27 protein-coding genes are annotated in these 23,967 nt (G+C 66.9%); 7 read left to right on the top strand and 20 right to left on the bottom strand.

The features are described 5' to 3' along the window. Positions 1 to 19 precede the first annotated feature (19 nt). The 3 genes from AC1VNX_RS26120 to AC1VNX_RS26130 form a co-directional block, all read right to left on the bottom strand. Entirely contained in the window at positions 20 to 1,012 is a 993-nt protein-coding gene (locus tag AC1VNX_RS26120; protein ID WP_483160513.1) for a PDR/VanB family oxidoreductase, read from the bottom strand. Between the two features lie 16 nt (positions 1,013 to 1,028). Beyond that, on the bottom strand, positions 1,029 to 2,522 hold the full coding sequence (locus tag AC1VNX_RS26125) for an indolepyruvate oxidoreductase subunit beta family protein (RefSeq protein ID WP_483160514.1): 1,494 nt from the start codon (positions 2,520 to 2,522) through the stop codon (positions 1,029 to 1,031). A gap of 137 nt (positions 2,523 to 2,659) precedes the next feature. Then, entirely contained in the window at positions 2,660 to 4,831 is a 2,172-nt protein-coding gene (locus AC1VNX_RS26130) for a thiamine pyrophosphate-dependent enzyme (protein ID WP_483160515.1), read from the bottom strand. Positions 4,832 to 4,975: 144 nt separating this feature from the next. Here AC1VNX_RS26130 and AC1VNX_RS26135 point away from each other — a divergent pair, with 144 nt between their 5' ends. After that, positions 4,976 to 5,452 (top strand): MarR family winged helix-turn-helix transcriptional regulator, encoded by a 477-nt coding sequence (locus AC1VNX_RS26135; RefSeq protein WP_483160516.1) that lies wholly within the window; start codon positions 4,976 to 4,978, stop codon positions 5,450 to 5,452. Between the two features lie 13 nt (positions 5,453 to 5,465). On the opposite strand, the gene AC1VNX_RS26140 is transcribed toward AC1VNX_RS26135, so the two are convergent. The 4 genes from AC1VNX_RS26140 to AC1VNX_RS26155 are packed head-to-tail and all read right to left on the bottom strand — an operon-like array spanning position 5,466 to position 9,214. Beyond that, positions 5,466 to 6,350, bottom strand: coding sequence for a quinone oxidoreductase family protein (locus AC1VNX_RS26140; protein WP_483160517.1), 885 nt, complete (start codon positions 6,348 to 6,350; stop codon positions 5,466 to 5,468). After that, entirely contained in the window at positions 6,347 to 7,147 is an 801-nt protein-coding gene (locus tag AC1VNX_RS26145) for an alpha/beta fold hydrolase (RefSeq protein WP_483160518.1), read from the bottom strand. Before AC1VNX_RS26145 ends, AC1VNX_RS26140 begins: the two co-directional genes overlap by 4 nt. Then, positions 7,144 to 8,151: a 3-hydroxybutyryl-CoA dehydrogenase gene (locus AC1VNX_RS26150; protein WP_483160519.1), complete on the bottom strand. Its 1,008-nt coding sequence runs from the start codon at positions 8,149 to 8,151 to the stop codon at positions 7,144 to 7,146. The genes AC1VNX_RS26145 and AC1VNX_RS26150 overlap by 4 nt, the downstream gene beginning before the upstream one ends. Next, positions 8,141 to 9,214 carry an NAD/NADP octopine/nopaline dehydrogenase family protein gene (locus AC1VNX_RS26155; RefSeq protein WP_483160520.1) on the bottom strand — a complete coding sequence of 358 codons (1,074 nt, stop codon included), beginning with the start codon at positions 9,212 to 9,214 and terminating at the stop codon, positions 8,141 to 8,143. The genes AC1VNX_RS26150 and AC1VNX_RS26155 overlap by 11 nt, the downstream gene beginning before the upstream one ends. Between AC1VNX_RS26155 and AC1VNX_RS26160 the strand changes: the two genes are divergently transcribed. Continuing rightward, a complete protein-coding gene (locus AC1VNX_RS26160) occupies positions 9,185 to 9,460 on the top strand; it encodes a hypothetical protein (protein ID WP_483160521.1) in 276 nt (91 codons plus the stop codon). The genes AC1VNX_RS26155 and AC1VNX_RS26160 overlap by 30 nt on opposite strands. Here AC1VNX_RS26160 and AC1VNX_RS26165 read toward each other — a convergent pair. Beyond that, positions 9,444 to 11,297 (bottom strand): DEAD/DEAH box helicase, encoded by a 1,854-nt coding sequence (locus tag AC1VNX_RS26165; protein ID WP_483160522.1) that lies wholly within the window; start codon positions 11,295 to 11,297, stop codon positions 9,444 to 9,446. The genes AC1VNX_RS26160 and AC1VNX_RS26165 overlap by 17 nt on opposite strands. Before the next feature lie 255 nt (positions 11,298 to 11,552). Next, positions 11,553 to 12,149, bottom strand: coding sequence for an oligoribonuclease (gene orn, locus AC1VNX_RS26170; protein ID WP_483160523.1), 597 nt, complete (start codon positions 12,147 to 12,149; stop codon positions 11,553 to 11,555). 59 nt (positions 12,150 to 12,208) lie between these two features. Here orn and AC1VNX_RS26175 point away from each other — a divergent pair, with 59 nt between their 5' ends. The 3 genes from AC1VNX_RS26175 to rsgA are packed head-to-tail and all read left to right on the top strand — an operon-like array spanning position 12,209 to position 14,826. Then, positions 12,209 to 13,471, top strand: coding sequence for a M48 family metallopeptidase (locus AC1VNX_RS26175; protein WP_483160524.1), 1,263 nt, complete (start codon positions 12,209 to 12,211; stop codon positions 13,469 to 13,471). Positions 13,472 to 13,506: 35 nt separating this feature from the next. After that, positions 13,507 to 13,860: a 4a-hydroxytetrahydrobiopterin dehydratase gene (locus AC1VNX_RS26180; RefSeq protein ID WP_483160525.1), complete on the top strand. Its 354-nt coding sequence runs from the start codon at positions 13,507 to 13,509 to the stop codon at positions 13,858 to 13,860. 12 nt (positions 13,861 to 13,872) lie between these two features. Then, positions 13,873 to 14,826, top strand: coding sequence for a ribosome small subunit-dependent GTPase A (rsgA, locus tag AC1VNX_RS26185; protein WP_483160526.1), 954 nt, complete (start codon positions 13,873 to 13,875; stop codon positions 14,824 to 14,826). An 18-nt stretch (positions 14,827 to 14,844) separates the two neighbouring features. On the opposite strand, the gene AC1VNX_RS26190 is transcribed toward rsgA, so the two are convergent. From AC1VNX_RS26190 to rpsP, 9 genes are all read right to left on the bottom strand, one after another. Then, positions 14,845 to 15,222: a hypothetical protein gene (locus AC1VNX_RS26190; RefSeq protein WP_483160527.1), complete on the bottom strand. Its 378-nt coding sequence runs from the start codon at positions 15,220 to 15,222 to the stop codon at positions 14,845 to 14,847. Further along, the gene (locus AC1VNX_RS26195) at positions 15,219 to 15,869 is read right to left on the bottom strand and encodes a hypothetical protein (protein WP_483160528.1); all 651 of its coding nucleotides are present in this window, start codon (positions 15,867 to 15,869) and stop codon (positions 15,219 to 15,221) included. Before AC1VNX_RS26195 ends, AC1VNX_RS26190 begins: the two co-directional genes overlap by 4 nt. Positions 15,870 to 15,883: 14 nt before the next feature. Continuing rightward, positions 15,884 to 16,984, bottom strand: coding sequence for a histidinol-phosphate transaminase (gene hisC, locus AC1VNX_RS26200; protein ID WP_483160529.1), 1,101 nt, complete (start codon positions 16,982 to 16,984; stop codon positions 15,884 to 15,886). 16 nt (positions 16,985 to 17,000) lie between these two features. Continuing rightward, a complete protein-coding gene (locus tag AC1VNX_RS26205) occupies positions 17,001 to 18,002 on the bottom strand; it encodes a CobD/CbiB family protein (RefSeq protein WP_483160530.1) in 1,002 nt (333 codons plus the stop codon). Positions 18,003 to 18,054: 52 nt separating this feature from the next. Further along, a complete protein-coding gene (locus tag AC1VNX_RS26210; RefSeq protein ID WP_483160531.1) occupies positions 18,055 to 18,798 on the bottom strand; it encodes a CoA pyrophosphatase in 744 nt (247 codons plus the stop codon). Between the two features lie 150 nt (positions 18,799 to 18,948). Beyond that, on the bottom strand, positions 18,949 to 19,329 hold the full coding sequence (rplS, locus tag AC1VNX_RS26215; protein WP_026346370.1) for a 50S ribosomal protein L19: 381 nt from the start codon (positions 19,327 to 19,329) through the stop codon (positions 18,949 to 18,951). A gap of 110 nt (positions 19,330 to 19,439) precedes the next feature. Continuing rightward, positions 19,440 to 20,186: a tRNA (guanosine(37)-N1)-methyltransferase TrmD gene (gene trmD / locus AC1VNX_RS26220; RefSeq protein ID WP_483160532.1), complete on the bottom strand. Its 747-nt coding sequence runs from the start codon at positions 20,184 to 20,186 to the stop codon at positions 19,440 to 19,442. A 17-nt stretch (positions 20,187 to 20,203) separates the two neighbouring features. Next, the gene (gene rimM, locus AC1VNX_RS26225) at positions 20,204 to 20,758 is read right to left on the bottom strand and encodes a ribosome maturation factor RimM (protein WP_301506671.1); all 555 of its coding nucleotides are present in this window, start codon (positions 20,756 to 20,758) and stop codon (positions 20,204 to 20,206) included. A 15-nt stretch (positions 20,759 to 20,773) separates the two neighbouring features. Next, positions 20,774 to 21,037, bottom strand: coding sequence for a 30S ribosomal protein S16 (gene rpsP, locus AC1VNX_RS26230; RefSeq protein WP_007831311.1), 264 nt, complete (start codon positions 21,035 to 21,037; stop codon positions 20,774 to 20,776). A 178-nt stretch (positions 21,038 to 21,215) separates the two neighbouring features. Between rpsP and AC1VNX_RS26235 the strand changes: the two genes are divergently transcribed. Together AC1VNX_RS26235 and AC1VNX_RS26240 are read left to right on the top strand one after the other, a co-directional pair. Next, positions 21,216 to 21,740, top strand: coding sequence for a GNAT family N-acetyltransferase (locus AC1VNX_RS26235; protein WP_483160533.1), 525 nt, complete (start codon positions 21,216 to 21,218; stop codon positions 21,738 to 21,740). Further along, positions 21,737 to 22,183 carry a TM2 domain-containing protein gene (locus tag AC1VNX_RS26240; RefSeq protein ID WP_483160534.1) on the top strand — a complete coding sequence of 149 codons (447 nt, stop codon included), beginning with the start codon at positions 21,737 to 21,739 and terminating at the stop codon, positions 22,181 to 22,183. The genes AC1VNX_RS26235 and AC1VNX_RS26240 overlap by 4 nt, the downstream gene beginning before the upstream one ends. A 3-nt stretch (positions 22,184 to 22,186) precedes the next feature. Here the strand turns inward: AC1VNX_RS26240 and AC1VNX_RS26245 are convergent, their stop codons facing one another. Together AC1VNX_RS26245 and AC1VNX_RS26250 are read right to left on the bottom strand one after the other, a co-directional pair. Continuing rightward, entirely contained in the window at positions 22,187 to 23,197 is a 1,011-nt protein-coding gene (locus AC1VNX_RS26245) for an inorganic phosphate transporter (protein WP_483160535.1), read from the bottom strand. 14 nt (positions 23,198 to 23,211) lie between these two features. Next, on the bottom strand, positions 23,212 to 23,856 hold the full coding sequence (locus AC1VNX_RS26250; RefSeq protein ID WP_483160536.1) for a DUF47 domain-containing protein: 645 nt from the start codon (positions 23,854 to 23,856) through the stop codon (positions 23,212 to 23,214). Positions 23,857 to 23,967 lie beyond the last annotated feature (111 nt).

Raw genomic sequence — 23,967 nt, forward strand, 5'->3', positions numbered from 1 at the left:
GGGTTCATGTCTCCTTGCTTCAGATGTCCAGCACCAGGCGCGCACCCTTGGCGCGCGAGATGCAGATCTGCATGACGTTTCCTTCCGCCTTCTCGCGGGCGGTGAGCACGTAGTCGCGATGGTCGATCTCGCCTTCGAGCACCGGCACGGCGCACACACCGCATTCGCCGCGCTTGCAATCGAACATCGGGTCGCAGCCGTGCTCGACGAGGCAGTCGAGGATGCTCTGGTCTGCCGGCACGGTGAAGCGCTGCCCGGACTGGGCCAGCTCCACCTCGAAGGGCTGGTCGCCCTCTTCCGCGACAGGCTCGGTGAAGAGCTCGAAGTGCACGCGGTCGTGTTCCCAACCACGCGCCTGCGTGCGTTCGAGCACCGCGTCGAGCATGACCTTGGGGCCGCAGACATAGAGCCGGTCGCCGGCGGGAATGCTGTCGAGCAGCGCATCGATGGCGAGCGGTGCGCCGGCCTCGGCATCGGCGTGCACGCGCAGGTCGTCGCCCAGCAGCGCCTGCAGCTCGGGCAGGAAGGCCATCAGCTCGCGGCTGCGGCCGGCGTAGTGCATGCGCACGGCTACGCCCTCGGCACGGCGGCGCGCGGCCATGGTGGCCAGCGGAGTGACGCCGATGCCGCCGGCCACAAGCACAGTGCCGCCGGGGCCGGTGTGCAGGGGAAAGTCGTTCTTCGGCGGCTCGATGGCGATGGTGTCGCCCTCTTTCAGCCCTTCGTGCATGAAGCGCGAACCGCCCCGGCCTTCGGCTTCCTTGCGCACGGCGATCACGTATTCGGCCGGTGCGTTGGTGGCGTTGCGCGCCGTGTCGAAGTTGATGAGCGAGTAGTGGCGCCAGTCGGTCTTGCCGTCGGGCAGGGACACCTGCACACGGATGTGGGCGCCCGCCGTGAAGCCTGGCAGCGCGCGGCCGTCGTCGGCGCGCAAGCGCAGCATGCGGATCAGCGGATTCAGTTCGCGCGCCTCTGTGACGCGCAGCGAGAGAGTGGCTGAGGGAGTGCTCATCGTCGTTCTCGTCTCTTCAGGCCAGCGCGTGCTGCGCGAGCGCGGCCTGCAGCTTGTGGCCATGCTCGTCGGCCAATGCGGCGTCGCGCAATTCGCGCAGCGTGGCCGGCGCCAGGGCGTTGCCTGCGCGCTCGAAGGCGCGCATGACGGTGTCGTAGTTGCGGATGCCGCGCTCGTGCGTGTCGCTGTAGCCCTTGACGAGGCGCTGGCACTGGGCGAGCTCGACGGCAAGCTCCGGATTGCGCTGCGCGGTGGCGGCGATGCGTTGCAGCCATTCCTCGATGCGGCGGTTTTCCTCGGCGTAGCGCATGGTGGAGAGGCGCCAGCGCTTGCAGGCAACCACCATGCGCAGCATGAGGTAGCCGCGCAGGGAGCTGGTCTGGATCACGCGGCCGTGCTGCGTGAAGCGCTCGACGATCTTCTTCGGCAGCGTGGAGTTCATCAGCCAGCGGCCGATGCCGCCGGGCAGGGTCTCGCAGATTTCCTGCAGGCGCGGGTGCATGTATTCATTGATGGCGAGCACCTGGCCGGGCTGCACGCGGGCCTCGCCGCGCACGCGCTCGAAGCGGGTGGCGCGGGTCTTCAGCGCCGCGACGCGGGCGGTGTCTTCGTAGGACATCCAGAGTGCGAGGTGGCGTGCGGTCTCGCGCTGCAGGCGGTGGTCGCCCGCCGGCAAGGCCGCGATGGATGCCATGCGGTCGAGGTAGAGGCTGGCGTAGGCCGGATCCTGGTAGTCGATGAGGCGGCGCACGCCTTCGAGCAGCAGGTCCTGTGCCGTGGCCGGGAAGTCGCGCTGCACGCGCTCTACGAGTGCGCGCACGGCAGGGTGACGCGGCTGTGGCGCGGGTGCGGCGATCGGCGCTTCCTTCGCAGGCTCGCCATCGTCGCCGCCTTGCGCACGGTCGAACGCCGCGCCGAAGGCCTTGAGGCTCGGCTTCACGCCCACGCCGCCGCGCTCGATGGTGGCCTCGAATTGCGCCCGGCTGAATGGCAGCACGCCCGATCCCGCCAGCGCGCCGAAGAGCACCGCACTGATCACGCTGCCCGAAGCCTCGGCGGCCTGAGCCATGTCGAAGCGGATGAAACGCTTGGCCGCGTCTGCGGTATGCGCGAGGAGCTGGTCGCTGTCGACGCGGCCGTCGCCCATCGCGCTCTTTTCAGCGATGGAGAACACGCGGTGCGTGGACGCGATGAGCGTGGTGCGCTCGCGCGTGACGAGGCCGCGCTGCACGGCCCGGCCGGCTTCCATCAGCTCGGACGCGAGCACCACGTCGACGTCGCCCGGCAGCGGCATCAGCGCAAGCACGGGCGTGCCGCCGTCTGCATCGGCTTGCGCGGCGGGGTAGAGCTCGACGTAGTAGATGGTCGCGCCGGTGCGCTGGGCCACGCCCGGCACGGAGGTGGTCTGGGCGACGTAGCCGTTGGCCTCGCCCATGTCGACGATCCAGTCGGCAAGCACGCCGCCGCCCTCACCGCCCATGGCGAGGATCGCGATCTTGATCGGGCTCATGACTCGCCCCCAGTCTTGCTCACTTCGTGTAGCCGCCACCCCCCTACCGGGGGCGATACCTGCGGCCCGGCAAAGCCGGTTCCGCGGTATCCCTGGCGATTCGACACAGTGTTTTCGCTTTGCATGAAGGGACTCATTCAGAAGGCATAGGCTTCACGGCGGCGGGCCTCGCCGCGCTGCAGCCAACCGATGACGGCGGCGCGCACGCGCTCGCGCAGCTGGTCCCAGCGGCTGGGGTTGCTCACGATCTGGGCCTTGTAGAAGGAGGGGCACAGCACGGCGGCGTGCGAGACCTCGCCGCACACGCCGCAGCCCACGCAGCTGTCGAGCACGGTTGCAACCGGGTCGGTGCGCAGCGGATCGGGATTGGGCTTGATCGACAGCGACGGGCAGCCCGAGAGGCGGATGCAGGAGTGGTCGCCGGTGCAGGTGTCGGAGTCGACGCCGAATTTCTCGCGCACCATGCGCTTGCCGTCGGCGATGGCCTTGCGCACCAGCGGCTTCTCGCGGCGCTGCTTGTTGAGCATGCACTCCGACTGCGCGATGAGCACCTTGGGGCCCTTCTCCCTGGTGGTCAGGGCCTCCTTGAGCGCATCGCGCATGCCGGCGATGTCGTAGGTGCGGCGCATCGTCTTCACCCACTTCACGCCCACGCCGCGCACGGCGCTTTCGATCTCGTGTCCGGTGCTGCGCGTCTTGTTGACTGCGTTCGACGAGAGGATGTCCTGCCCGCCGGTGGCCGAGGTGTAGTTGTTGTCGACGACGATGGTGAGGTTGTCGCTCTTGTTGAAGACTGCGTTCGCTACGCCGCTGGTCAGGCCGTTGTGCCAGAAGCCGCCGTCGCCCATCATCGAGATCGCGCGCTTGCCCGCCGGTGCGTTGAGCGCAGCGGCGCCTGCCCCGCCCAGGCCATAGCCCATGGTGGTGTTGCCGATGTTGAAGGGCGGGAGGATGGAGAACAGGTGGCAGCCGATGTCGGCGCTCACGTGGTGCGGGCCGAGTTCGCGCTCGACCAGCTTCATCGCGCTGAAGATGGGGCGCTCGGGACAGCCGGTGCAGAAGCCCGGCGGGCGGGCGTGGACCACCTCGGCGAGCGGCGCTGCAGACTGCACAGGCTCGGAAGCGACCTCCTTCAGCGGAATCACCTTGCGCACGGGCACGGGTACCGGCAAGGGCTCCAGGCGCTCGTAGCGTTCGCAGAAGCTGCGTGCACCCTTGAGCAGCTCGGAGGCTGTGTATTCGCCTGCCACGGGGAGCATGTCCTTGCCGTGGAGCATCGTCGACGAGCCGGCCTGGCGCAGGATGGTCGCGAGGTTCTGCTCGACGAAGTTGGGCTGGCCCTCTTCCACGACGAGCACTGCGCGCTTGCCTTCGCAGAAGCGGATCACTTCGCTCTCGATGACGGGGTAGGCCACGTTCATCACGTACAGCGGCACCTTCGTGTTGCCGTACACGTCGGCGAGGCCGAGGCGCTCGAGGGCGCGCAGCAGGGTGTTGTAGCTGCCGCCCTGGACGATGATGCCGATGTCGTCGGCGTCTTCGGAGAAGAACTCGTTGAGCTTGCGCTCCTCGATGAAGCGCACGGCGGCGGGCCAGCGGTCCTTGATCTTCTCCTGCTCGTGCACGAAGCTCGCGGGTGGCAGCACGATGCGGCCTACATCGCGCCGGGGGTTCTCCAGGGCATCCTTGAGCGTGAACTTCGCGCGCTTGTTGTCGCCCGCGACGAAGTGGCCGTGCACGTGGCAGGCGCGGATGCGCAGCTGCAGCATCACCGGTGTATTGCTGGCTTCGGAGAGATCGAAGCCCTGCTTCACAGCGTCGACGATGCTGGGCAGGTTGGGTCGCGGATCGAGCAGCCAGATCTGCGACTTCATCGCGAAGGCGTGGCTGCGCTCCTGCATGATGGAGGAGCCCTCGCCGTAGTCTTCGCCCACGATGATGAGCGCGCCGCCGGTCACGCCGCCAGAGGCCAGGTTGGCCAAGGCATCGGAAGCCACATTGGTGCCGACGGTGGCCTTGAAGGTGACGGCGCCGCGCAGCGGGTAGTTGACGGAGGCAGCCAGCGTGGCAGCCGCGGTGGCTTCGCTTGCGCTGTTCTCGAAGCGGATGCCCTGCTCGGCGAGGATGTCCTGGGCGTCGGCCAGCACATCCATCAGGTGCGAGATGGGTGCGCCCTGGTAGCCGGCCACGTAGGAAACTCCCGACTCCAGAAGGGCCTTGGTGACCGCGAGAATGCCTTCGCCACGAAAGACTTCCCCACCAGAAAGCCGCAGTTTCTTGACTTCTTCAACGAATGAACGCTCGGCCATCTCTGTCCTTGTTGTCTGTCGTGGGACGATGCACTTCGGGAGCTGCATCGCGGTTCATATAATGTTGACAAATGAATGTATCCACAATCATGAATTACCCTAGACATGCAAGCAGCGTGCCCGTGGCGACTGTGAGGTGCCTTCATGGCTGATCAACCCGTCGAATCGCATCGCTTCGTCGATGACTACCTGCCCGCGCTGCTGGCGCAGGCCAGCCAGCTGATCTCTTCGGAGTTCCACGAGGTGGCGCGACAGCAGGGCTTCTCCATCTCGGAGTGGCGCGTGATGGCCTCGCTCGCGGGCAGCGAGCCGATCAGCATCGGCCAGCTCGCGCAGGTCACCGTGACCAAGCAGCCCACGGTGACGCGGCTGCTGGACCGCATGGAAGCACGCGGACAGGTCGAACGCCTGCCCCACGAGAGTGATCGCCGCATCACGCTGGTGCGCATCACGCGCAAGGGGCTCAAGGCAGTCGAGCATCTGATGGAGCTGGCGCGCGAGCATGAACGGCGCGTGCTCGAACCCTTCGGGCTGCGGCGCGCGGAAGAGCTCAAGCAGACGCTGCGGCAGATGATCGACCTGCACGTGCGAGTGCCGGTCGAAGAGCCGGAGGAAGACTGAGCGGCTCCGCCGCTCAGAGGCGGGGCACGAGCACGGCGCGGCCGCGATGGCCGCGCTGCGCGATCCAGTCGAGTGCCGCAGCAGCATCCGCAAGCGCGAAAGGTCGCACTTCAAGATGCAGGCGGCCATCCGCCAGCCTCGCGAGCAATTCAGGGGCCGCAGCACGGCCTTCGGCTTCGCGCCGGAACATGTTGAGGGGCAGCAGCGCCACGTCGCGCTGGAGAAAGTGCGCGATGTCGAGCGACAGTGCCGGGCCAGCCGTATAGCCGATCAGCACAGCCCGCCCACCCGGCCGCACTGCGGGCAGCGTGCGAGCGAGCACATTCCCACCGACGGTATCGATCAGCAGATCGGCGCTGGCAACTGGCGGTGACTCGGCATCCGGTGCGATCGCAACCGCGACGCAACCGGCATCGCGCGCAAGCTGCATCACGAGCGAACCGACAGCACCGCTCGCACCAGTCACGAGTACGCGTTCACCGGCTTGCAGCTTTGCGACTTCATGCAGTGCCACCCACGCGGAGGTCGTGGGAGAGAAGAATGCTGCGCCCAATGGCATCGGCACCGCATCTGGCAGCAAGCCGAGCGCTTCATCGGGCGCTTCGATCTGCTCGCACCAGGTGCCATCGAAGAGCGTGCCCAGGCCGCTGCCGCGCAGCCATACGCGCTGCCCCGCTTGGTAGCGCTCACTCGAGACGATGACGCCCGCGGCCTCGACGCCCGGCGTATAGGGCAAGGGTGGATGGCGCAGGAAACTCCCGCGCCACACGGTGCGATCGATGTGCCCGACCGTCGCAGCCTCCATGCGCACGATGGTGCGGCCGGGTCGCGCCACGGGGTCGGCGACCTCTTCAAGCACAGGAGTCGCATTGAAGCCGTGGATGCGAACGGCCTTCACGGCAGCGTCTCCAGAAAGTCGTGCACCGTGCGCGCGAAGGCTTCGGGCATCTGCTCGGGCAGCGGCACCATGCCCCCTTCGATGTCGATGATGCGTGCCTGCGGCAGGTGATGCTGCAGCTCCGCCGCGTGAGGTGCGGCAAAGGGATCTTCGGTAGCACGCACGATAAGCACGGGCTGCTCTATCAAGCCGATGCGCTCCTCCATGCGGTAAGACGCAACGGCGCGATGCCCCTCTTCCACGCGATGCCCCACCTTCAATGCATCGAGCACGAAAGCCTTGAGCAGATCGGGGCGGCCGGCCGGATAGAAGCCCTGGCGCTTCTGCCACAGTGCAGCGAGATGCGTGCCGTCTTCACTCGGCGCGACTTCATCGATGGGCGGGCGCTCCGCGCGCGCCTTGCGAAAGGATTCATCGGTGTACGGCGTGGATGACAGCACCAGGCTGCGAACGCGCAGCGGAAACGCCGCGGCAAGCTCGACCGCGATAACGCCGCCGGTGTGATGCCCCACCACGTCGACCTTCTCGATGCCCAATGCATCGAGCAACTCGCAAGCCACACGCGCCCACTGCTCGATGCTCGCCGGCACACCTCCGTCGGCGGAGTCACCGAAGCCCGCCGTATCCATTGCGATGGCCCTGCAGCGCTCGCCGATCAACGGCAGCACCGCGCGGTACTCTGTCCAACTGCGCGGCGACTGGTGCAGCAACAACACAGCCGGCGCCGCAGGGTCGCCGCAAGCCGCGTAGTGCACCTGCCCCACCGAAAGATCGGCAAATGCGCGGCGGATGTTCATGACAGGGTTCGATCGGCAGGTGCGCGCCAGAGGCCCGCGTGGCGCAGCTCGCCGAGCGTGCGCGAGAGCACATCGCGCCGGTAGGCCGCGACGTCGCGCCCCTCGTACTCGTAGAAGCCGCTGCCGCTCTTGAGACCGAGTCGGCCCTGTTCGACCATCTGCCCGACGATCGCCGGCGCGGTATAGCGGCCGGCATCGAGCGAAGCCGACATCTCGCGGCTCGCGTGATGCAGGATGTCGCAACCGCCGAAGTCGATGAACTCGACCACGCCCAGTGCCGCGAAACGCAGGCCCAGGCCGTAGCGCGTGGCCTTGTCGATTTCTTCCGCGGTGGCGGCGCCCTCCTCGATCATCCGCGCGGCCTCGTTCATCACCAGCGCCTGCAGCCGAGGCACGATGTAGCCGGGCGAGGCGCCGCAGACCACTGGCAGCTTGCCGATCTCTTCCATCAGCGCCTTGGTGCGCACGAGCACCGCGGCATCGGTGCCCGGGTGGCAGCTGAGCTCGACCACGGGGATCACGTAGGCCGGGTTGAGCCAGTGCATGTTGAGGAAGCGGCCGGGCAGCCGCACCAGCGATGCGAGCTGCGTCACCAGAATGCTGCTGGTGGTCGAGGTGAGGATCGCGTCGTCACGGCAATGGCGGTTGAGCTGCTCGAAGGCTTCGCGCTTGGCCTCCATGGTTTCGGGCACGCCCTCGAATACGAGCTCGGCTGCGGCCAATGCCTGCGGGGCGGCAGCGGCATTGACGAAGTCGACGCGTGCCGAGATGGCAGCGATCTTCGACTCGTCGATCACGCCGAGCTGCGCGAGACCCGAGAGGCTGGCGTCGATCTCGGCCTTCGCTTCGTCGCGCAGCCGTTGCCACGCTTCGTCGGTGCGCTGGCGCAGGTCGATCAGCGAGATGCGGTGGCCCGCATAGGCGAACGCGATGGCGATGCCGCGCCCCATGCGGCCCGCGCCTACGGCCGCGAAGCGGGGCAACGAGGCCGTTTCATTCGCCATCGTGAAGCCTCTGCTTGAGCTGCGCGGTGCTCAGGCCGGCGAAGCCCAGGCTCTCGAAGGTGCGAGGGCCTCGCCGCAGGTCGCGTCCGAGAAAACCACCGACGATGGCCAGCAGGCCGTGCGCGATCGGCGCGTCCACGCCCGCATGGCGAGCGGCGGAGGCGAGAAAGGCGAGGCCGAGCTCGCTGTCCTCGGTGATGTAGCGGTGCGTGTGCAGGTCGATGTTCTCGCGCCAGTCGCCCGACTTGACGAGCTGCTTGTGCGCATCGCCGTACATCCATTGGTCGTTGTTGTAGTGATCGGCCAGCGGATAGTGCGGCGCGCCCTGCCCGAAGGCTTCGCGCACGGCGATGCGCTCCTGGTCGAGCCGGTCGGTTACGTCGCGCACGGCACGCTGCGTGCCTTCGTTGTGGATGTCCCAGCGCTCGAAGTGCTGCAGCGGCGCGGCGTTCATCACCATCAGCGGCGGGTGGATGACAGGGCCTGCGTTCATCAGCGCGCCCGAGAGAGCGTCGCCGCAGCCATGTACAGCTGGATAGGCCCTGCGGATCACCTCGATGGCCTGCGCCTCCTTGCGGGCCGGATAGACGCCGGTCGGCAGGCGGATGGCGCGGATGGTGACGTTGACTTCGCGCTCGCCGTGCTTGCGCGCCAGATAGGGCAAGGTGCCGGTTTCGGCCCAGGCTACGTCGGCGCGGCTGCCGGCGTCCTTCACGGTGCGCGCCATCACGTAGCTGCCGAAGGTCCCCGGCGGCAGGAAGACGACCTGGCCGTCGACCAGGTGCGGCGCCATCGCAAGTGCGATGTCGTGCTGGGCGATGGCGGGCGTGGGAATGACGATCAGCTCGGCGCCTTGCATGGCGACACCGATGTCGGCAGTAACGAGCGAGATGGGTACTTCGCGCGAACCGTCGGCGTCTTTCAGCGTGATCGCGCCCGCGCGCAGCAGCGGCTCGAGCGCTGCGGCATCCCGACGCCAGAGGCGCACTTCATGGCCGGTTTCAGACAGGTCCGCAGCAGCCGCGTAGGCGCCATGACCACCCCCAAGAATCGCAATTTTCATGTCGAAAGTCGAAAAGCAGGTGTCGATGAACCGGCAGCCGCGAGACGGCTCCGGGGAAGTGATGCGCCATTACATTACTTTTCATCGATTCAGATGTCAATCAAACTCGGCGACATCGGCGTGCTCGGAAACCCGGAACGCACCCGAAATGAAAAAGCCCGCGCTCGTGAGAACGCGGGCTTTCGCAAGGATGGGATGGTGCAGCCCTCAGGCTGCGTTCCCCAAAAGATCAGCGGCCGGGCTTGAAGGCGCGCTTTTGCGCATCGCGGGGCACGAACACCTTGCCCGGGCCGCCATGGCCGGCGCCATTGCCGCGGGGCGCGAAGCCGCCGTCGCCGCGGCCGCCGCCGTGACCGTGGCCGCCGCGCGGGGCGCTGTCGCCCCAGCCCGGCTTGCGGCCATAGCCGCCGCCGTTGCCGCCTTCGTCACGGCCGCTGCCGAAACCGGCGTTCTGGCCCTGGAAGCCACGCGGGCCAGGTGCCGCGCCCGGGCCGCGCGAGTTGCGGTCATTGAAGCCGCTGGCGCCGGCGTAACCGCCGCCGTTGCCGCCACGATAGCCACCGCCGCCACCGAACTTGCGGTCGCGCGAATGGCCTTCACGGCCGCGGCCGCCGAAGTCGGGGCGCGATTGCGGCATGCGCTGCTGCGGCTCCATGCCGGGGATCACCTCGGCCTTGAATTGCTGGCGGCTGTAGTGCTCGATGTCCATGATCCGGCGGCGATCGCGGAATTCGGCGAAGGTGACGGCGATGCCGTCGCGGCCCGCGCGACCGGTACGGCCAATGCGGTGGGTGTAGTCCTCCGCCTTCATCGGCAGGCCGAAGTTGAAGACGTGGGTGATGGTCGGCACGTCGATGCCGCGGGCAGCGACGTCGGTGGCCACCAGGATCTGCACCTGGCCACTGCGCAGCGCCATCAGGCGGCGGTTGCGCAGGCCCTGGCTCAGGGCGCCGTGCAGGGCGACAGCGCTGAAACCGTCCTGCTGCAGGTCGTTGGCGAGGCCGTCGCACTCGACCTGCGTGCTCGCGAACACGATGGCCTGGTTGATGCTGGTGTCGCGCAGCCAGTGGTCGAGCAGCTTGCGCTTGTGCTGGGCGTTGTCGGCCCAGAACAGCGCCTGCTTGATGTTGGCGTGCTTTTCCTGCGGGCTGTCGATGGTCACGCGCTGCGGCTCGCGCATCACGCGGGCGGCCAGTTGCTGGATGCGCGGCGCGAAGGTGGCGCTGAACATCATGGTCTGCTGGCGTTCGATGGTGAGCTGGTTGATCTCGGCCAGGTCGTCGGCAAAGCCCAGGTCGAGCATCCGGTCGGCTTCGTCGACCACCAGGAACTTGACCTGGTCGAGCTTGATCTGCATCGAGCGCTGCAGGTCGAGCAGGCGGCCCGGCGTGGCGACCACGAGGTCGGCGTTCTGCAGGCGGGCGATCTGGAGCTGGTAGGGCATGCCACCCACCACGTTCGCGATGCGCAGGCCGCGGCAGTGGCGCACCAGTTCGATGGCGTCGTGCGCGACCTGTTGCGCGAGTTCGCGCGTCGGGCACAGCACCAGGGCGCCGGGGGTGGCGGCCTTGAAATGTCGGGCGTTGGTCGGATCCTTGCGCTTCGCCTTCTTGGGCGGAGCTTCGCCGCGGGCGGCAGCTTCGGCGGCCAGGCGCTGGAATTCGGCCTTGGCTTCGGCTTCGGCTTCGGCCTGGCGCTTGATCAGCGTGTGCAGCACGGGCAGCAGGAAGGCTGCGGTCTTGCCCGAACCGGTCTGGCTGGACACCATCAGGTCGACGAAGCGGGCCGACTGGGCGGCGCCAGGCTGTTCGCCCATGGCGATCGGAATGACCTTTTCCTGGACGGTCGTGGGCTGGGTGAAGCCCATGTCGGCCACGGCGGCGATCAGCTCGGGCGCGAGACCCAGCTTGATGAAGCCATTGGGCTTGGCGGGTTCTTCGGCCGCAGCCGCTTCGGGGGCGGCTGCATCCAGCGCCTCGAGGATGGGCGCCTCGGACACGGTGTCCGTGGCGGCGGTGAATTCGTTGTGGGTAGCGGATTGCACAGGCGCGAACTCGCCCTGCGCTTCAAAAGCGTCGGTCATGAATTTCAATCTCAAACGCGAGCGCCGCCGTGGACGGCGCCCCGTTGGGTGGTTAAAAACATCAACCATCCAACGACATTCAACTTCAGGCGAATGCCCGAGGCTGCGGCCCTTTTTGATCAGCAAATGCGATCGGGCGCGGTGTGCAAGATAGGGAGATGCGAGAAACGCTCACCGGGCTAAAAATGCCTGCCCGGCCAGCGAAGCCTGCGATTATGGCACGGATTCGGGTTTTTACCTAATCCTTGGCCTTGTTCAATCTACCAGACGCAGGAAAGTCTCTCGATAGTGCGCCAGCTCCTCGATGGACTCGTGCACGTCCGCCAGCGCCGTATGCGCCTGCTGCTTCTTGAAACTGTTGTAGGCCGCCGGCTTCCAGCGCTTGGCCAGTTCCTTCAGCGTGCTCACATCCAGATTGCGGTAGTGGAAGTACGCCTCCAGCTTGGGCATGAACTTGACGAGAAAGCGCCGGTCCTGCCCGATCGTGTTGCCGCACATGGGCGAACCGCTGCGCGGAATGTACTTGGCGATGAATTCCAGCAGCTGCTGCTCGGCCGCGGCTTCGTCGAGCGTGGATGCCTTGACCTTGTCGATCAGCCCGCTGCGGCCATGGGTGCCCTTGTTCCAGGCGTCCATGCCGTCGAGCACGGCGTCGCTCTGGTGGATGACGAGCACGGGGCCGTCGATGCGGGGCGTGAGGTCGGGGCCGGTCACGACCACGGCGATTTCGAGCAGGCGCTCTTTCTCGGGGTCGAGACCGCTCATTTCGCAGTCCAGCCAGACCAGGTTCTGGTCGCTTTTCTTCAGGGTTGGCGTGGCTGCGGGGGGCGTCGGGTCGAGGGATTCGGGCATCGCAGGATTGTCGTCGAAGGGCTGCGGCCCCGGATAGCGAGGGCTAAACTCGCCGGTCCATGTCCCATTCGCTCATCTTCACCATCGCCTTCGCGGCTGCGATCGTCGCGGGCCTGCTCGTGAAGTTCTGGCTGGCCACGCGGCAGGTCCGTCATGTGGCGCAGCACCGCGGCACCGTACCGGCCGCTTTCGCGCAGACCATCACCCTCGCCGCGCACCAGAAGGCCGCCGACTACACCATCGCCAAGGCGCGATTCGGCCTGGTCGAGATGGCATGGAGCGCGGCCCTGCTGCTCGGCTGGACCCTGCTCGGCGGCCTCGACCTTCTCAATAAGCTCCTGCTGGGTTGGATCGGCGGCGGCATGGTGCAGCAACTGGTGCTGCTGGCAGCCTTCGCCACCATCGGCGGCCTGCTCGAACTGCCCTTCACGCTCTGGCAGACCTTCAGGCTAGAGGAGCGCTTCGGCTTCAACAAGATGACCTGGAAGCTCTGGCTGGCCGACACGCTCAAGTCCACGCTTCTGGGCGCCGTGATCGGGCTGCCGATTGCCGCGCTGATCCTCTGGCTCATGGGCGCGGCCGGCCAGCTGTGGTGGCTGTGGGCCTGGGGCGCATGGATGGGCTTCAACCTGCTGTTGATGCTGATCTTCCCGACCTTCATCGCCCCGCTGTTCAACAAGTTCCAGCCGCTCGACGACCCCACGCTCAAGGAGCGCGTCACGGCCCTCATGAAGCGCTGCGGCTTCGCGGCCAAGGGTCTGTTCGTGATGGACGGCAGCACTCGCAGCGCCCATGCGAACGCCTACTTCACTGGCTTCGGCGCCAGCAAGCGCGTGGTGTTCTACGACACGCTGCTGCGCCAGCTCAATGCGGGCGAGGTCGAAGCCGTACTCGCGCACGAGCTGGGCCACTTCAAGCACCGCCACATCGTGAAGCGGCTGATCGCGATGTTCGCGCTGAGCCTGGCCGGCTTTGCCCTGCTGGGCTGGGTGTCGACGCAAGTCTGGTTCTACGCCGGCCTGGGCGTGCAGCCCAACATGACGGCGCCCAACAGCGCGCTGGCGCTGCTGCTGTTCATGCTCGCCGTGCCGGTGTTCGGCTTCTTCGTCGCACCGCTGTCCGCCCGGCTCTCGCGCAAGCACGAGTTCGAGGCCGACGCCTACGCGGTGGCCCAGACCAGCGGTGCCGACCTGTCGGCCGCTCTGCTCAAGCTCTACCAGGACAACGCGTCGACGCTCACGCCCGACCCGGTGTTCGTCAAGTTTTATTACTCGCATCCCCCGGCTTCCGAGCGCCTTGCGCGCATGGCGGCGGCGGCCTGATCCGACTGACTCCCCTCACCCCGAAGAAGCCCATCATGAGCAGCATGTTCAAGCCCAAGGACTGGAAGAACCTCCCTCCCCGCAAGGCGCTGAGCGCCACCGAGATCGTGTCCGGCCTGGCGCGCCTCGACGGCTGGAAGCTCACGGGCGACGGCGCCAATGTCGCCATCGAGAAGACCTTCAGCTTCGCCAACTACTTCGAGACCATCGCCTTCGTGAACGCCCTCGCCTTCGTGGCGCACACGCAGGACCACCACCCCGACCTGTCGGTGCACTACAACCGCTGCGTGGTGCGCTTCAACACGCACGACGTCAACGGCCTGTCGGTCACCGATTTCGACTGCGCCCGCCAGGCCGACACGCTGGTCGGTGCCACTCCCGCCGCCTGATGGAATGCGCCCTTGGCTAAGCCCGGCCGCGCCGCGCCCGCAGCAGCAGCCGCTGCGAAGGCACTCCACGAAGGACTCGTCGTCGCCAGCCATGGGCGCCACTGCCTCGTCGAAACGTCCACAGGCGAACGGCTGATCTGCCATCCGCGCGGCAAGAAGAGCCAGGCCGTGGTCGGCGACCGCGTGCACTGGCAGGCCAGCGAGGACGAAGGCACCATCGAGCAGGTGCTGCCGCGGCGCAATCTCTTCTACCGCCAGGACGAGATCCGCACCAAGTCATTTGCAGCCAATCTCGACCATGTGCTGATCCTGATCGCAGCCGAGCCGGAGTTTTCCGAACACCAGCTGGCCCGCGCATTGATTGCCGCCGAAGCCGAGCGCATTGCACCGATCATCGCGCTCAACAAGAGCGACCTGGTCGAACCCTTCGAGCGCGCATGGGCCAGGCTCGCGCCCTATCGCCGCATGCACCACGGCGTGCTGCCCCTTTCGCTGAAGGCCTCCGCGGAAGCTGACTACGCCTCGCTGATGAAGCTGCTCGCCGGCAAGTCCACCCTGGTGCTGGGCCCCTCCGGATCGGGCAAGAGCACTCTGACCAACCTGCTTGTGCCCGGCGCGGCCGTGCTGACGCAGGAAATTTCACAGGCGCTCAACTCGGGCAAGCACACGACCACGAGCACCACCTGGTACTGGATCGACGAGGCCCGCACCACCGGCCTGATCGACTCACCGGGCTTCCAGGAATTCGGCCTGAACCACATCGCGCCGATGCAGCTCGCCAGCCTCATGCCCGACATCGCCGAACATGCCGGCGACTGCAAGTTCTACAACTGCACGCACCTGCACGAGCCGGGCTGCGGCGTGATCGCAAACGTGGAAACCGCCGATGCGCCAGGTGCCATCAGCGCGAGCCGCTACAGAATCTACGGCGAGCTGTTCGCCGAATTGAGCCAGAAACGGTACTGAACAGGGCCGGCAACGGCCTCAGCCGAGCCAGACCCGGTAGGACTGCCAGGTCGGGTCGAAGACCAGCTCCATCGTCGCCGCCAGATCCATGTCGTCTTGCAGCGATTGCGCGTGCGAGATCGCGGAATCCGGATCGGCCACCTGGAAGTGGATGGTGCGCACGCCCTCCTCCAGTACCACGTGCGTGCAGCAGCCGGCTTCATGCACCTGCAGCCGCGCCGTCAGACGGTCTTCATAGCCGCGAGCCTCTTCCAGCTCCTCGCCCGATTCGACCGAAATGGCCACGGACAGGCGATGGCACAGGTCGGCGCGCCCCACCAGCGCAGTGGCCGAGTCGTTGCGCATCACGATCATCTCGATCTCGCGGCCGTCCTCGGTCGTGCGCGTCGCGCTCACACCCGACCAGGCATGCTCGCCCGGGGAAACACCCCGGTATGGCCGAGCCCGTCCCGCCAGCAGGCGTCGAACAGGGGCACGAAGTCGTCGAGCGACACGCCCTTGAAATCCGCCTGCGCGTCGGCCTCCACGTAGTCGACCGCGCCGACCTTCACCGCGAAGTCGTACTCGCCCAGGATGTGGTCGAGCATGATGAGGCTCATGTGGCGCGCGTGGTCCTGCATGTCCATCGGGATCGGCTTGGCGAAGCCTATCTCCAGCGCCACCCGCCCGCGGTAAGGCTCGTGCTTCACCAGCACCTCGGAGCTCGCCAGCTCGAAGTTGTTCATGCGCATGCCGAAGCCATCGCTCGCCCGCTGGCGAAAGGCTTCCACCTCGACCCGCGGCAGCCTGGGGCTCGCTTGCACCAGCATCATCAGGTCCTCGAAGTCATCCACCGATCCATGCGCGGTCAGCACGAGCTTGAAGACGGGCGGATCGCCGGCCACCTCGGCCGCCAGCCTCGGAAAGTGAGGCTCCAGCAGTTCGTTCAGCCCTTCCATCAGCTCGCGGGCTGGCAAGGCGCGAAGGCTCTCGAGCCGGGTGCTCACGGCCTCCCAGAAGCCTGCGCAAGCCTCGGCGCGCGGATCGGAGTCTTGAATCGGCATTGCCTGGGAGTCTTTCATGAAGATGAGTCGAGAATTTCCTGCAGACGCTGCACGAGCATGCTGCATTGCTCCCGCGTGCCGATGCTGATGCGCAGGTACTGCGCGATGCGCGGTTGCCTGAAGTGCCGTACCAGCACCGCGCGCTCGCGCAGCAAGGCGGCCAGCTCGGCCGCGTCGCGCTGCGGGTGACGCGCGAAGACGAAATTGGTCTGCGACGGCAGCACCTCGAAGCCCAGGTCCTCGAGCTGGAGGGTCAGGCCCTCGCGGGTGTCGACGATCTTGCCGCAGGCGTCGCGGAACCAGTCTTCGTCCTCGAGCGCAGCGACAGCACCGGCCGAGGCCAGCCGGTCGAGCGGGTATGAATTGAAGCTGTCCTTGACGCGAACCAGCGCGTCGATCAGGTGCGCCTGGCCGCAGGCAAAGCCCACGCGCAGGCCGGCCAGCGCGCGCGACTTGGACAGGGTCTGCACCACGAGCAGGTTCGGATACTTGCGGATCAAGGGCAGCGCGCTTTCGCCGCCGAAATCGATGTAGGCCTCGTCGACCAGCACCACGCGATCGGGGCAGGCGTCGAGCAGCTGCTCGATGCGCGACAGCGGCAGGCCGATACCGGTCGGCGCGTTCGGATTCGCGATGACGATGCCGGCGCAACCTTGGCGCGCACGGGCAGCGAAGGCATCGACGTCGATGCGCAGGCTCTCGTCCACGGGCTGCTGCTCGCAGGCGATGCCGTAGAGCTGCGCGTAGACCTTGTAGAAGCTGTAGCTCACGTCCGGCATCAGCAGCGGCTCGGCCTGCTGGAAGAACGCGAAGAAGGCGTGCGCGAGCACCTCGTCGGAGCCATTGCCGGCGAATACCTCGCCGGGCTGCAGGCCGTGCCGGCGGGCCACTGCCTCGCGCAACGCGAGCGAGGTGGGGTCGGGATAGCGCTCCAGGCCTTCTTCGGCAGCGCGGCGGATGGCCTCCACCGCAATCGGCGACGGCGGATACGGATTCTCGTTGGTGTTGAGCTTGACGAGGTTCGCGATGCGCGGCTGCTCGCCTGGCACATAGGGCTCGAGAGCGGCGATCCGCGGGCTCCAGAAGGCCGGCACCGGCTGCTGTTGCTGGGTCATGGCTTCAGCATCCCGCTCAGCCGAGCAGGCGAGCCAAGGTCAGCAAGGCCAGCAGCACCATCCACATCACGACCGAGCGCCAGACCAAGCCGACGACGCTGCGCAGATGGCCCGGCTCGGGCTCGCGGCCGGGAGTGCTGCCGCTGTCGGTGCGGCGGCCGTCGGCCAGTGATTCACCGGCCTGGGCACGCGGCAGCGGGTCGGCGACCGGGATCGGGCGCAGCGAACCGCCGCCCAAACGCACATTGACCGCGCCCGAGGTGGCCGCGAGGATCACGCCGTCGTTCTCGTTGGGAAAGCGCTGCGCGTCATTGCGCCAGCAGTCGATCGCCTCCTCGAAGCTGCCGACCACCGCAAAGCCCAGCGCGGTGATGCGCGCGGGCAGCCAGTCGATGGCGTGCCAGGCGCGGTCCGCAGCCTCTTGTACCGAAACACTGGAAGGCTGAACCGCGGCGCCGTTCTTGTGCGCCCAGTAGCGCGAGACGAACTCGCTCATGCGATAGAACACCGCGCCAGCCGGACCGAGGCCGATGGCCGCGATGATCGAGAACCACGCGAGCACGCCGAACACATGGCGGTGCGCTGCAATCACCGAATGCTCGATGACGTGGCGCACGATCTCGCTGCGCGGCAGGTCGGCCGCGTCGACGCCCTGCCAGTGCGCGAGCAGCGAGCGCGCCAGAGGTTCGTCGCCTTCGTCGAGCGCGTCGCGGATGTCAGTGAAGTGGTGGCTGAACTGCCTGAAGCCCAGCGTGACGTAAAGCACGGCAATGCTCCAGAGCACCGCGAAAGGCAGGCCGAGCGTGAGCACCAGAAGCCAGTGAACGCCCAGTGCGCCGAGCGTGGGAACGAACACCGCGAGCCCCCAGGCAATCCATCCGTGATGCGGCTTGCCCGCGTCGAAATTGCGGCTGGTCCAGCGTGTCCACGCAAGCACCGCGCCGTACACGGGGTTGTGCGGGCCCAGCGGCCGCACCTGCTCGATCAGCAGCGCGCACAGGATGGCAAAAAAGCTCATCCTTCGATGATAGCGAGAGCGCCTGAAGGTTCAGGCCGTATTCAGGCTCGCCTCAGGCCGCCAGGAAGCGGTAGAGATTGCGCAGCATGCCCGCGGTCGCGCCCCACACGAAGCGCTCGTCCGCGCCGTCCTGGTAAGGCATCGAGTACCACTGGCGCCGGGTGCCGTCGGGTGCGGGCACGGTGTGGTGGCGATGGTTGGCCGGGTCCATCAGCCAGGCGAGCGGCACCTCGAAGGCGTCAGCGACCTCGTAGGGATTGATGGTGAGCTCGAAGTCGGGCTGCACCAGCGCGACCACCGGCGTCACGATGAACGAAGTGATCGTCGTGTAGGTCGGCAGGCTGCCGAGCACCTCGATGTATCGGGCCGAAAGGCCGACTTCTTCCCAGGCCTCGCGCAAGGCGGCGGCGGCGATGTTGGCGTCTTCCGGGTCGACACGGCCACCGGGAAAGGCCACCTGTCCCGAATGGGTCGACAGGTTCGATGTGCGCTCGGTCAACAGCACGGTCGCACCCTGGGGGCGCTGCACGATAGGCACCAGCACCGCGGCCTGAGCGGGAATACGGTCGCTCATCCGCGGCTCCCGGCGCAGCTCGGGCGTCCAGACAGGCGGCGTCGCGAAGCGCGCCCGCAGTGCCTGCGCCGTCAGCTGCGCGGCCGGCACCGGCGGCAATCCCTCGACTCCTCCGGCCACGAAAGGCACCTCGCGCGGGTCGAACTGCAGCAGCGTGGGCGGCGCCACGGCATTGACGATTTCGGCGGAGGCGGCCTGCGGGGATGTGGAGGAGTTGGTCAAGAGATGAAAGGCGCCGGAGTCGGGTGGGTGAAACAGAGCGGCAACAAATCGGAAGTAGAGCGGAAAAACGGAAAGTTGTCGCTGAGCGGGGGCAACAAAGCAAAAAGCCGCCAGAGCGGCGGCTTTTCTTGCACGACAGGGAGGCTGCTATTACGCGGCCGTCGCAGCCGTCGACTTGCTCGGCAGCTTTTCCTTGATACGTGCCGAACGGCCGCTGCGGTCGCGCAGGTAGTACAGCTTGGCGCGGCGCACATCGCCACGGCGCTTGACTTCGATGCCGGCGATCAGCGGGCTGTAGGTCTGGAAGGTACGTTCCACGCCTTCGCCGCTGGAGATCTTGCGCACGGTGAAGCCGCTGTTGAGGCCACGGTTGCGCTTGGCGATCACGACGCCTTCGTAGGCCTGCACGCGCTTGCGGGTGCCTTCGACGACGTTCACGCTGACGATGACCGTGTCACCGGGCATGAATTCGGGGATGGTCTTGCCGAGACGGGCGATTTCTTCCTGCTCGAGGGTCTGGATGAGGTTCATGATTTCCTGATATTCGATCTTGCCGGGCTGCACAAAAGGCGCCTTTGGCTTTCACGGGAAGACCGCAAAAAGACCGGGCGCGGCCGGACAGAGGATCGGGGAACCCGGGATTATAGCTTTTTTTTCAGCGCGGCCTCATCGGCCTTGCCAAGACGCCCCGCCGCCCGGGCCGCATCGATCAGCTCGGGGCGCCGTTCGGCCGTGACGGCAAGGCGCTGGTCGCGCCGCCAGCGCTCGATCTGTGCATGGTGGCCCGAGAGCAGCGGTGCCGGAACGCCCTGCCCGTTCCACTGCTCGGGCCGCGTGTAGTGCGGGCAGTCGAGCAGGCCGTCGAGCGCCGGATTGAAGCTGTCCTGCACATGGCTGGCCTCGTCGCCAAGCACACCCGGCTGCAGCCGTGCCACGGCATCGAGCAGCGCCATGGCCGCGATCTCGCCGCCGGAAAGCACGAAGTCGCCGAGGCTGATCTGGTGGGTGACGCGCGCGTCGATGAAGCGCTGGTCGACGCCTTCGTAGCGGCCGCAGACCAGCACCGCGCCTTCGCTCCCGGACCAGCGCTCGACCACCTCGTGCCGCAGCACCTCGCCGATGGGGGAAAAAAGAATGACGGGCGCTTCGGCTCCACGCGCGGCAAGCGCTGCATCGAGACAGTCGGACAGAGGCTCGGCCATCATGACCATGCCGGGGCCGCCGCCGAACGGCCGGTCGTCCACGCGCTTGTAGTTGCCCTGCGCGAAGTCGCGCGGATTCCACAACGCCACTTCGACCTGTTTCGACTCGTAGGCGCGGCGCGTCACGCCGCTGGCCATGAAGGGCGCGAACAGTTCGGGAAAGAGCGTGAGAACGTCGAAGCGCATGCCTCGCGGGGCGCCGGTCAGTAGTCCGGCTGCCAGTCGACCGTGATGAGCCGCCCGGGCAGGTCGACCTTGTCGACGAAGGCCGAGACGAAGGGCACCATGCGCTCGATGGCCTTGCCATCTTCTTCGGCGGCAAGCACCAGCGTGGTCTGCGGGCCGGTCGCGAGCAGTTCGCGCACGGCGCCAAGAGAGACGCCTTCGCGGTTGACCACCGACAGGCCGATCAGGTCGACCCAGTAGTACTCGTCGTCGCCGGCCGTGGGAAAGCTCGAGCGCGGAACGAACACGCGCGCGCCGCGCAGCGCCTCGGCGGCGTTGCGGTCAGGCACGTCTTCGGACGTGGCGACGATGCAGTCGGAATGTTCCTTGGCTTCGCGGATCGCGAGCCGGAAGGCTGTGCTCGCCGAGGCTCCGGGAGCCTGCAGGAACCAGCGCTTCGATGAGAAGAGCGCCTCCGGTTGGGCGCTGTGGGGCAGGACCTTGAACCAGCCCTTGATGCCCCAGGCATCGGCGATGCGCCCTACTTCGATCGCATCCGCCGGCAATTCGGCGGCTTCGAGTGCGGGCAGCATCGCCGTGCGGGCGGCTTAGGCCGCCGCCTTGGGAGCTGCCGCGGCAGCTTGCTTGATCAGGCGCAGAACGGTGGGCGAAGCTTGTGCGCCGACGCTCTTCCAGTACGCCAGACGGTCCTGGGCGATACGGATGCTTTCTTCGTTTTCCTTGGCGGTCGGGTTGTAGAAGCCCAGACGCTCGATGAAACGGCCATCGCGGCGAACGCGCTTGTCCGACACGACGATGTTGAAGAACGGACGGCCTTTGGAGCCGCCGCGGGAGAGTCGAATGACGACCATGATTTATCCTTGGGTGGTCAGCAGGCCTCGTGGATTGAAAAAGGCCCGCTCACAATGTTCTTCCAGCGTCGAGACACGCGACTGGCCACCCGGCCAGCGACACGCTGAAAAGCCCACGATTATAGCCCGACCCGCGTTTTTGTCCGAATTCCGGCCTCGCGCCACCCGTTTCACCCGCATGCCCCTCGCCATCCGCCCCTGCCGCGAAGAAGACGTCGCAGCCATCACGGCCATCTACGCCCACCACGTGCTGCACGGCACCGGCACCTTCGAGACCGAGCCTCCCTCCCCCGCCGAAATGGCCACCCGCCGCGCCGACGTGCTCGCCAGGAACCTGCCCTACCTGGTCGCCGAGGAAGACGGCGAAGTGTTGGGTTTTGCCTACTGCAACTGGTTCAAGCCGCGCCCGGCCTACCGGTTTTCGGCCGAAGATTCGATCTACGTGTCGGAGTCAGCACGCGGCAAGGGTCTGGGTGCCAAGCTGCTGGCGGCGCTGTCGCAGGCGGCTGAATCAGCGGGCGTGCGCAAGCTGATCGCGGTCATCGGCGACTCCGCCAACGCGGGCTCCATCGGCGTGCATCGCAGCCAGGGCTTCTCGCACGTCGGCGTGCTGAAGGACTGCGGCTGGAAGTTCGGCGAATGGCGCGACGTCGTATTGATGGAAAAGGTGCTCGGCGAAGGCAGCACCACCAGACCCGAATGAAAAACAAGACCGTTGCCGCCTGGCTTTCCTTTCTCGGCGGCCCCCTGGGGCTGCACCGTTTCTACCTGCGCGGCATGGGCGACTGGCTCGGCTGGCTGCTGCCCGTTCCCACCGCCCTGGGCGTCTACGGCATCGAGCGCGTGCGCATGTACGGCGTGGACGACGGCCTGAGCTGGGCGCTGATCCCGCTCCTGGGCTTCACCATCGCCGGCTGCGCGCTGATGGCCATCGTCTACGGCCTCATGACGCCCGAGAAGTGGAACGCCCGCTTCAACGCCAGCGCCCCGGTCGACGCCGAACCCGGCCGCACCAACTGGTTCACCATCGGCGCCGTCGTGCTGGCCCTCTTCTTCGGCAGCACGATCCTGATGGCCAGCATCGTGTTCAGCTTCCAGCGCTACTTCGAGCACCAGATCGAAGAGGGGCGGAAGATTTCGCAGTAGCCGTCAGAAGATCTGCCAGCTCACCCAGTAAGCAATAGCTGCCACGAACGCCGAAGCCGGGATCGTGAAGATCCACGCCCACACGATGTTCCCCGCCACGCCCCAGCGCACCGCGCTTGCGCGCTGCGCCGAGCCCACGCCGACGATGGCGCCCGTGATGGTGTGGGTGGTCGACACCGGAATGCCCAGCGCGGTGGCCAGGAACAGCGTCAGCGCCCCGCCCGTCTCGGCGCAGAAGCCGCCCACGGGCTTGAGCTTGGTGATCTTCTGACCCATCGTCTTCACAATGCGCCAGCCGCCGAACATGGTGCCCAGCGCAATCGCGGTGTAGCAGCTCACGATGACCCAGTTCGGGGGCGCCGACTCGCCGGCGGAGGCGTAGCCCGTGGCGATCAGCAGCATCCAGATGATGCCGATGGTCTTCTGCGCGTCGTTGCCGCCGTGGCCCAGGCTGTAGGCGCCGGCCGAGACCAGCTGCAGCCGTCGGAACCAGCGGTCGATGCGCGACGGGGTGGCGCGGCGGAAACCCCAGGCCACGACGACCATCATCAGCGAGCCCAGCAGGAAGCCCAGCAGCGGCGAGACAAAAATGAACGCCACCGTCTTCCAGATGCCCGAGGCAACGAGGCCGCCGGTGCCGGTCTTGGCGATCACGGCGCCCACGATGCCGCCGATCAGCGCGTGCGACGAGCTGCTCGGAATGCCGTAGTACCAGGTCACGAGGTTCCAGCTGATGGCGCCGATGAGCGCGCCGAACACCACGTGCACGTCGACCACCCCGGGCTGGGCGATGCCCTTGCCCACCGTGGCGGCCACGCTCAGATGAAAGATGAAGATCGCGATCAGGTTGAAGAAGGCCGCGAAGACCACCGCCTGCCCCGGCCGGAGCACCCCGGTGGAAACCACCGTCGCAATCGAATTGGCGGCGTCGTGGAATCCGTTCATGAAGTCGAACAGGATCGCCAGCGCGACCAGCACCACAACCACCCAGAGGGCGACCTGTACCGTTGCCATCGGTCGCTGCCCGCTTACGAATTCTCGAGGACGATGCCCTCGATCACGTTGGCCACGTCCTCGCACTTGTCGGTGATCGTCTCCAGCAGCTCGTAGATCGCCTTGAGCTTGATCACTTCGCGTACGTCGGGCTCCTCGCGGAACAGCTTGCTCATGGCGCTGCGCATCACGCGGTCGGCGTCCGACTCGAGGCGGTCGATTTCCTCGCAGGTCTTCAGCGTGGCCTCGGCCACGGCCGGGTCGGCGATGCGGCCGAGGAACTTGACGGCGTCCTTCAGCCGGTCGCAGCACTTCACGCTCAGCGTGGTGAGGCGCACGATTTCTTCCGTCATGTGGCGCACGTCGTACAGCGCCATGGTCTCGGCCGAGTCCTGGATGAGGTCGGCCACGTCGTCCATCGTGTTGATGAGCTTGTGGATCTGCTCGCGATCGATGGGCGTGATGAAGGTCTTGTGGATCAGCCGGTTGACGTCGTGCGTCACGCGGTCGGCGGCGCGCTCGGCGTTGTCGACGTCGCGGTTGTACTGCTCGCGCAGGTGCACGTCGTTGTAGTTGGTCACCAGTTGCTCGAACGCCCGCGCCGCCTCGACGATGCGCTCGGCGTGCTGGTTGAACATCTCAAAAAAATTCCCCTCGCGGGGCAGCAGCTTGCCGAACATGGGTGGCGCTCTCCTGGGATCTCGGAACTTGCCTGCCACAAACGCGTGACAGTGTGATGAAAAACCGCGCAAGTGTACCGGGAGGGCGGCACCGGGCCGGCCGGGCGGGTT

This window comes from Variovorax sp. TLI9-5A (genome assembly GCF_056867935.1).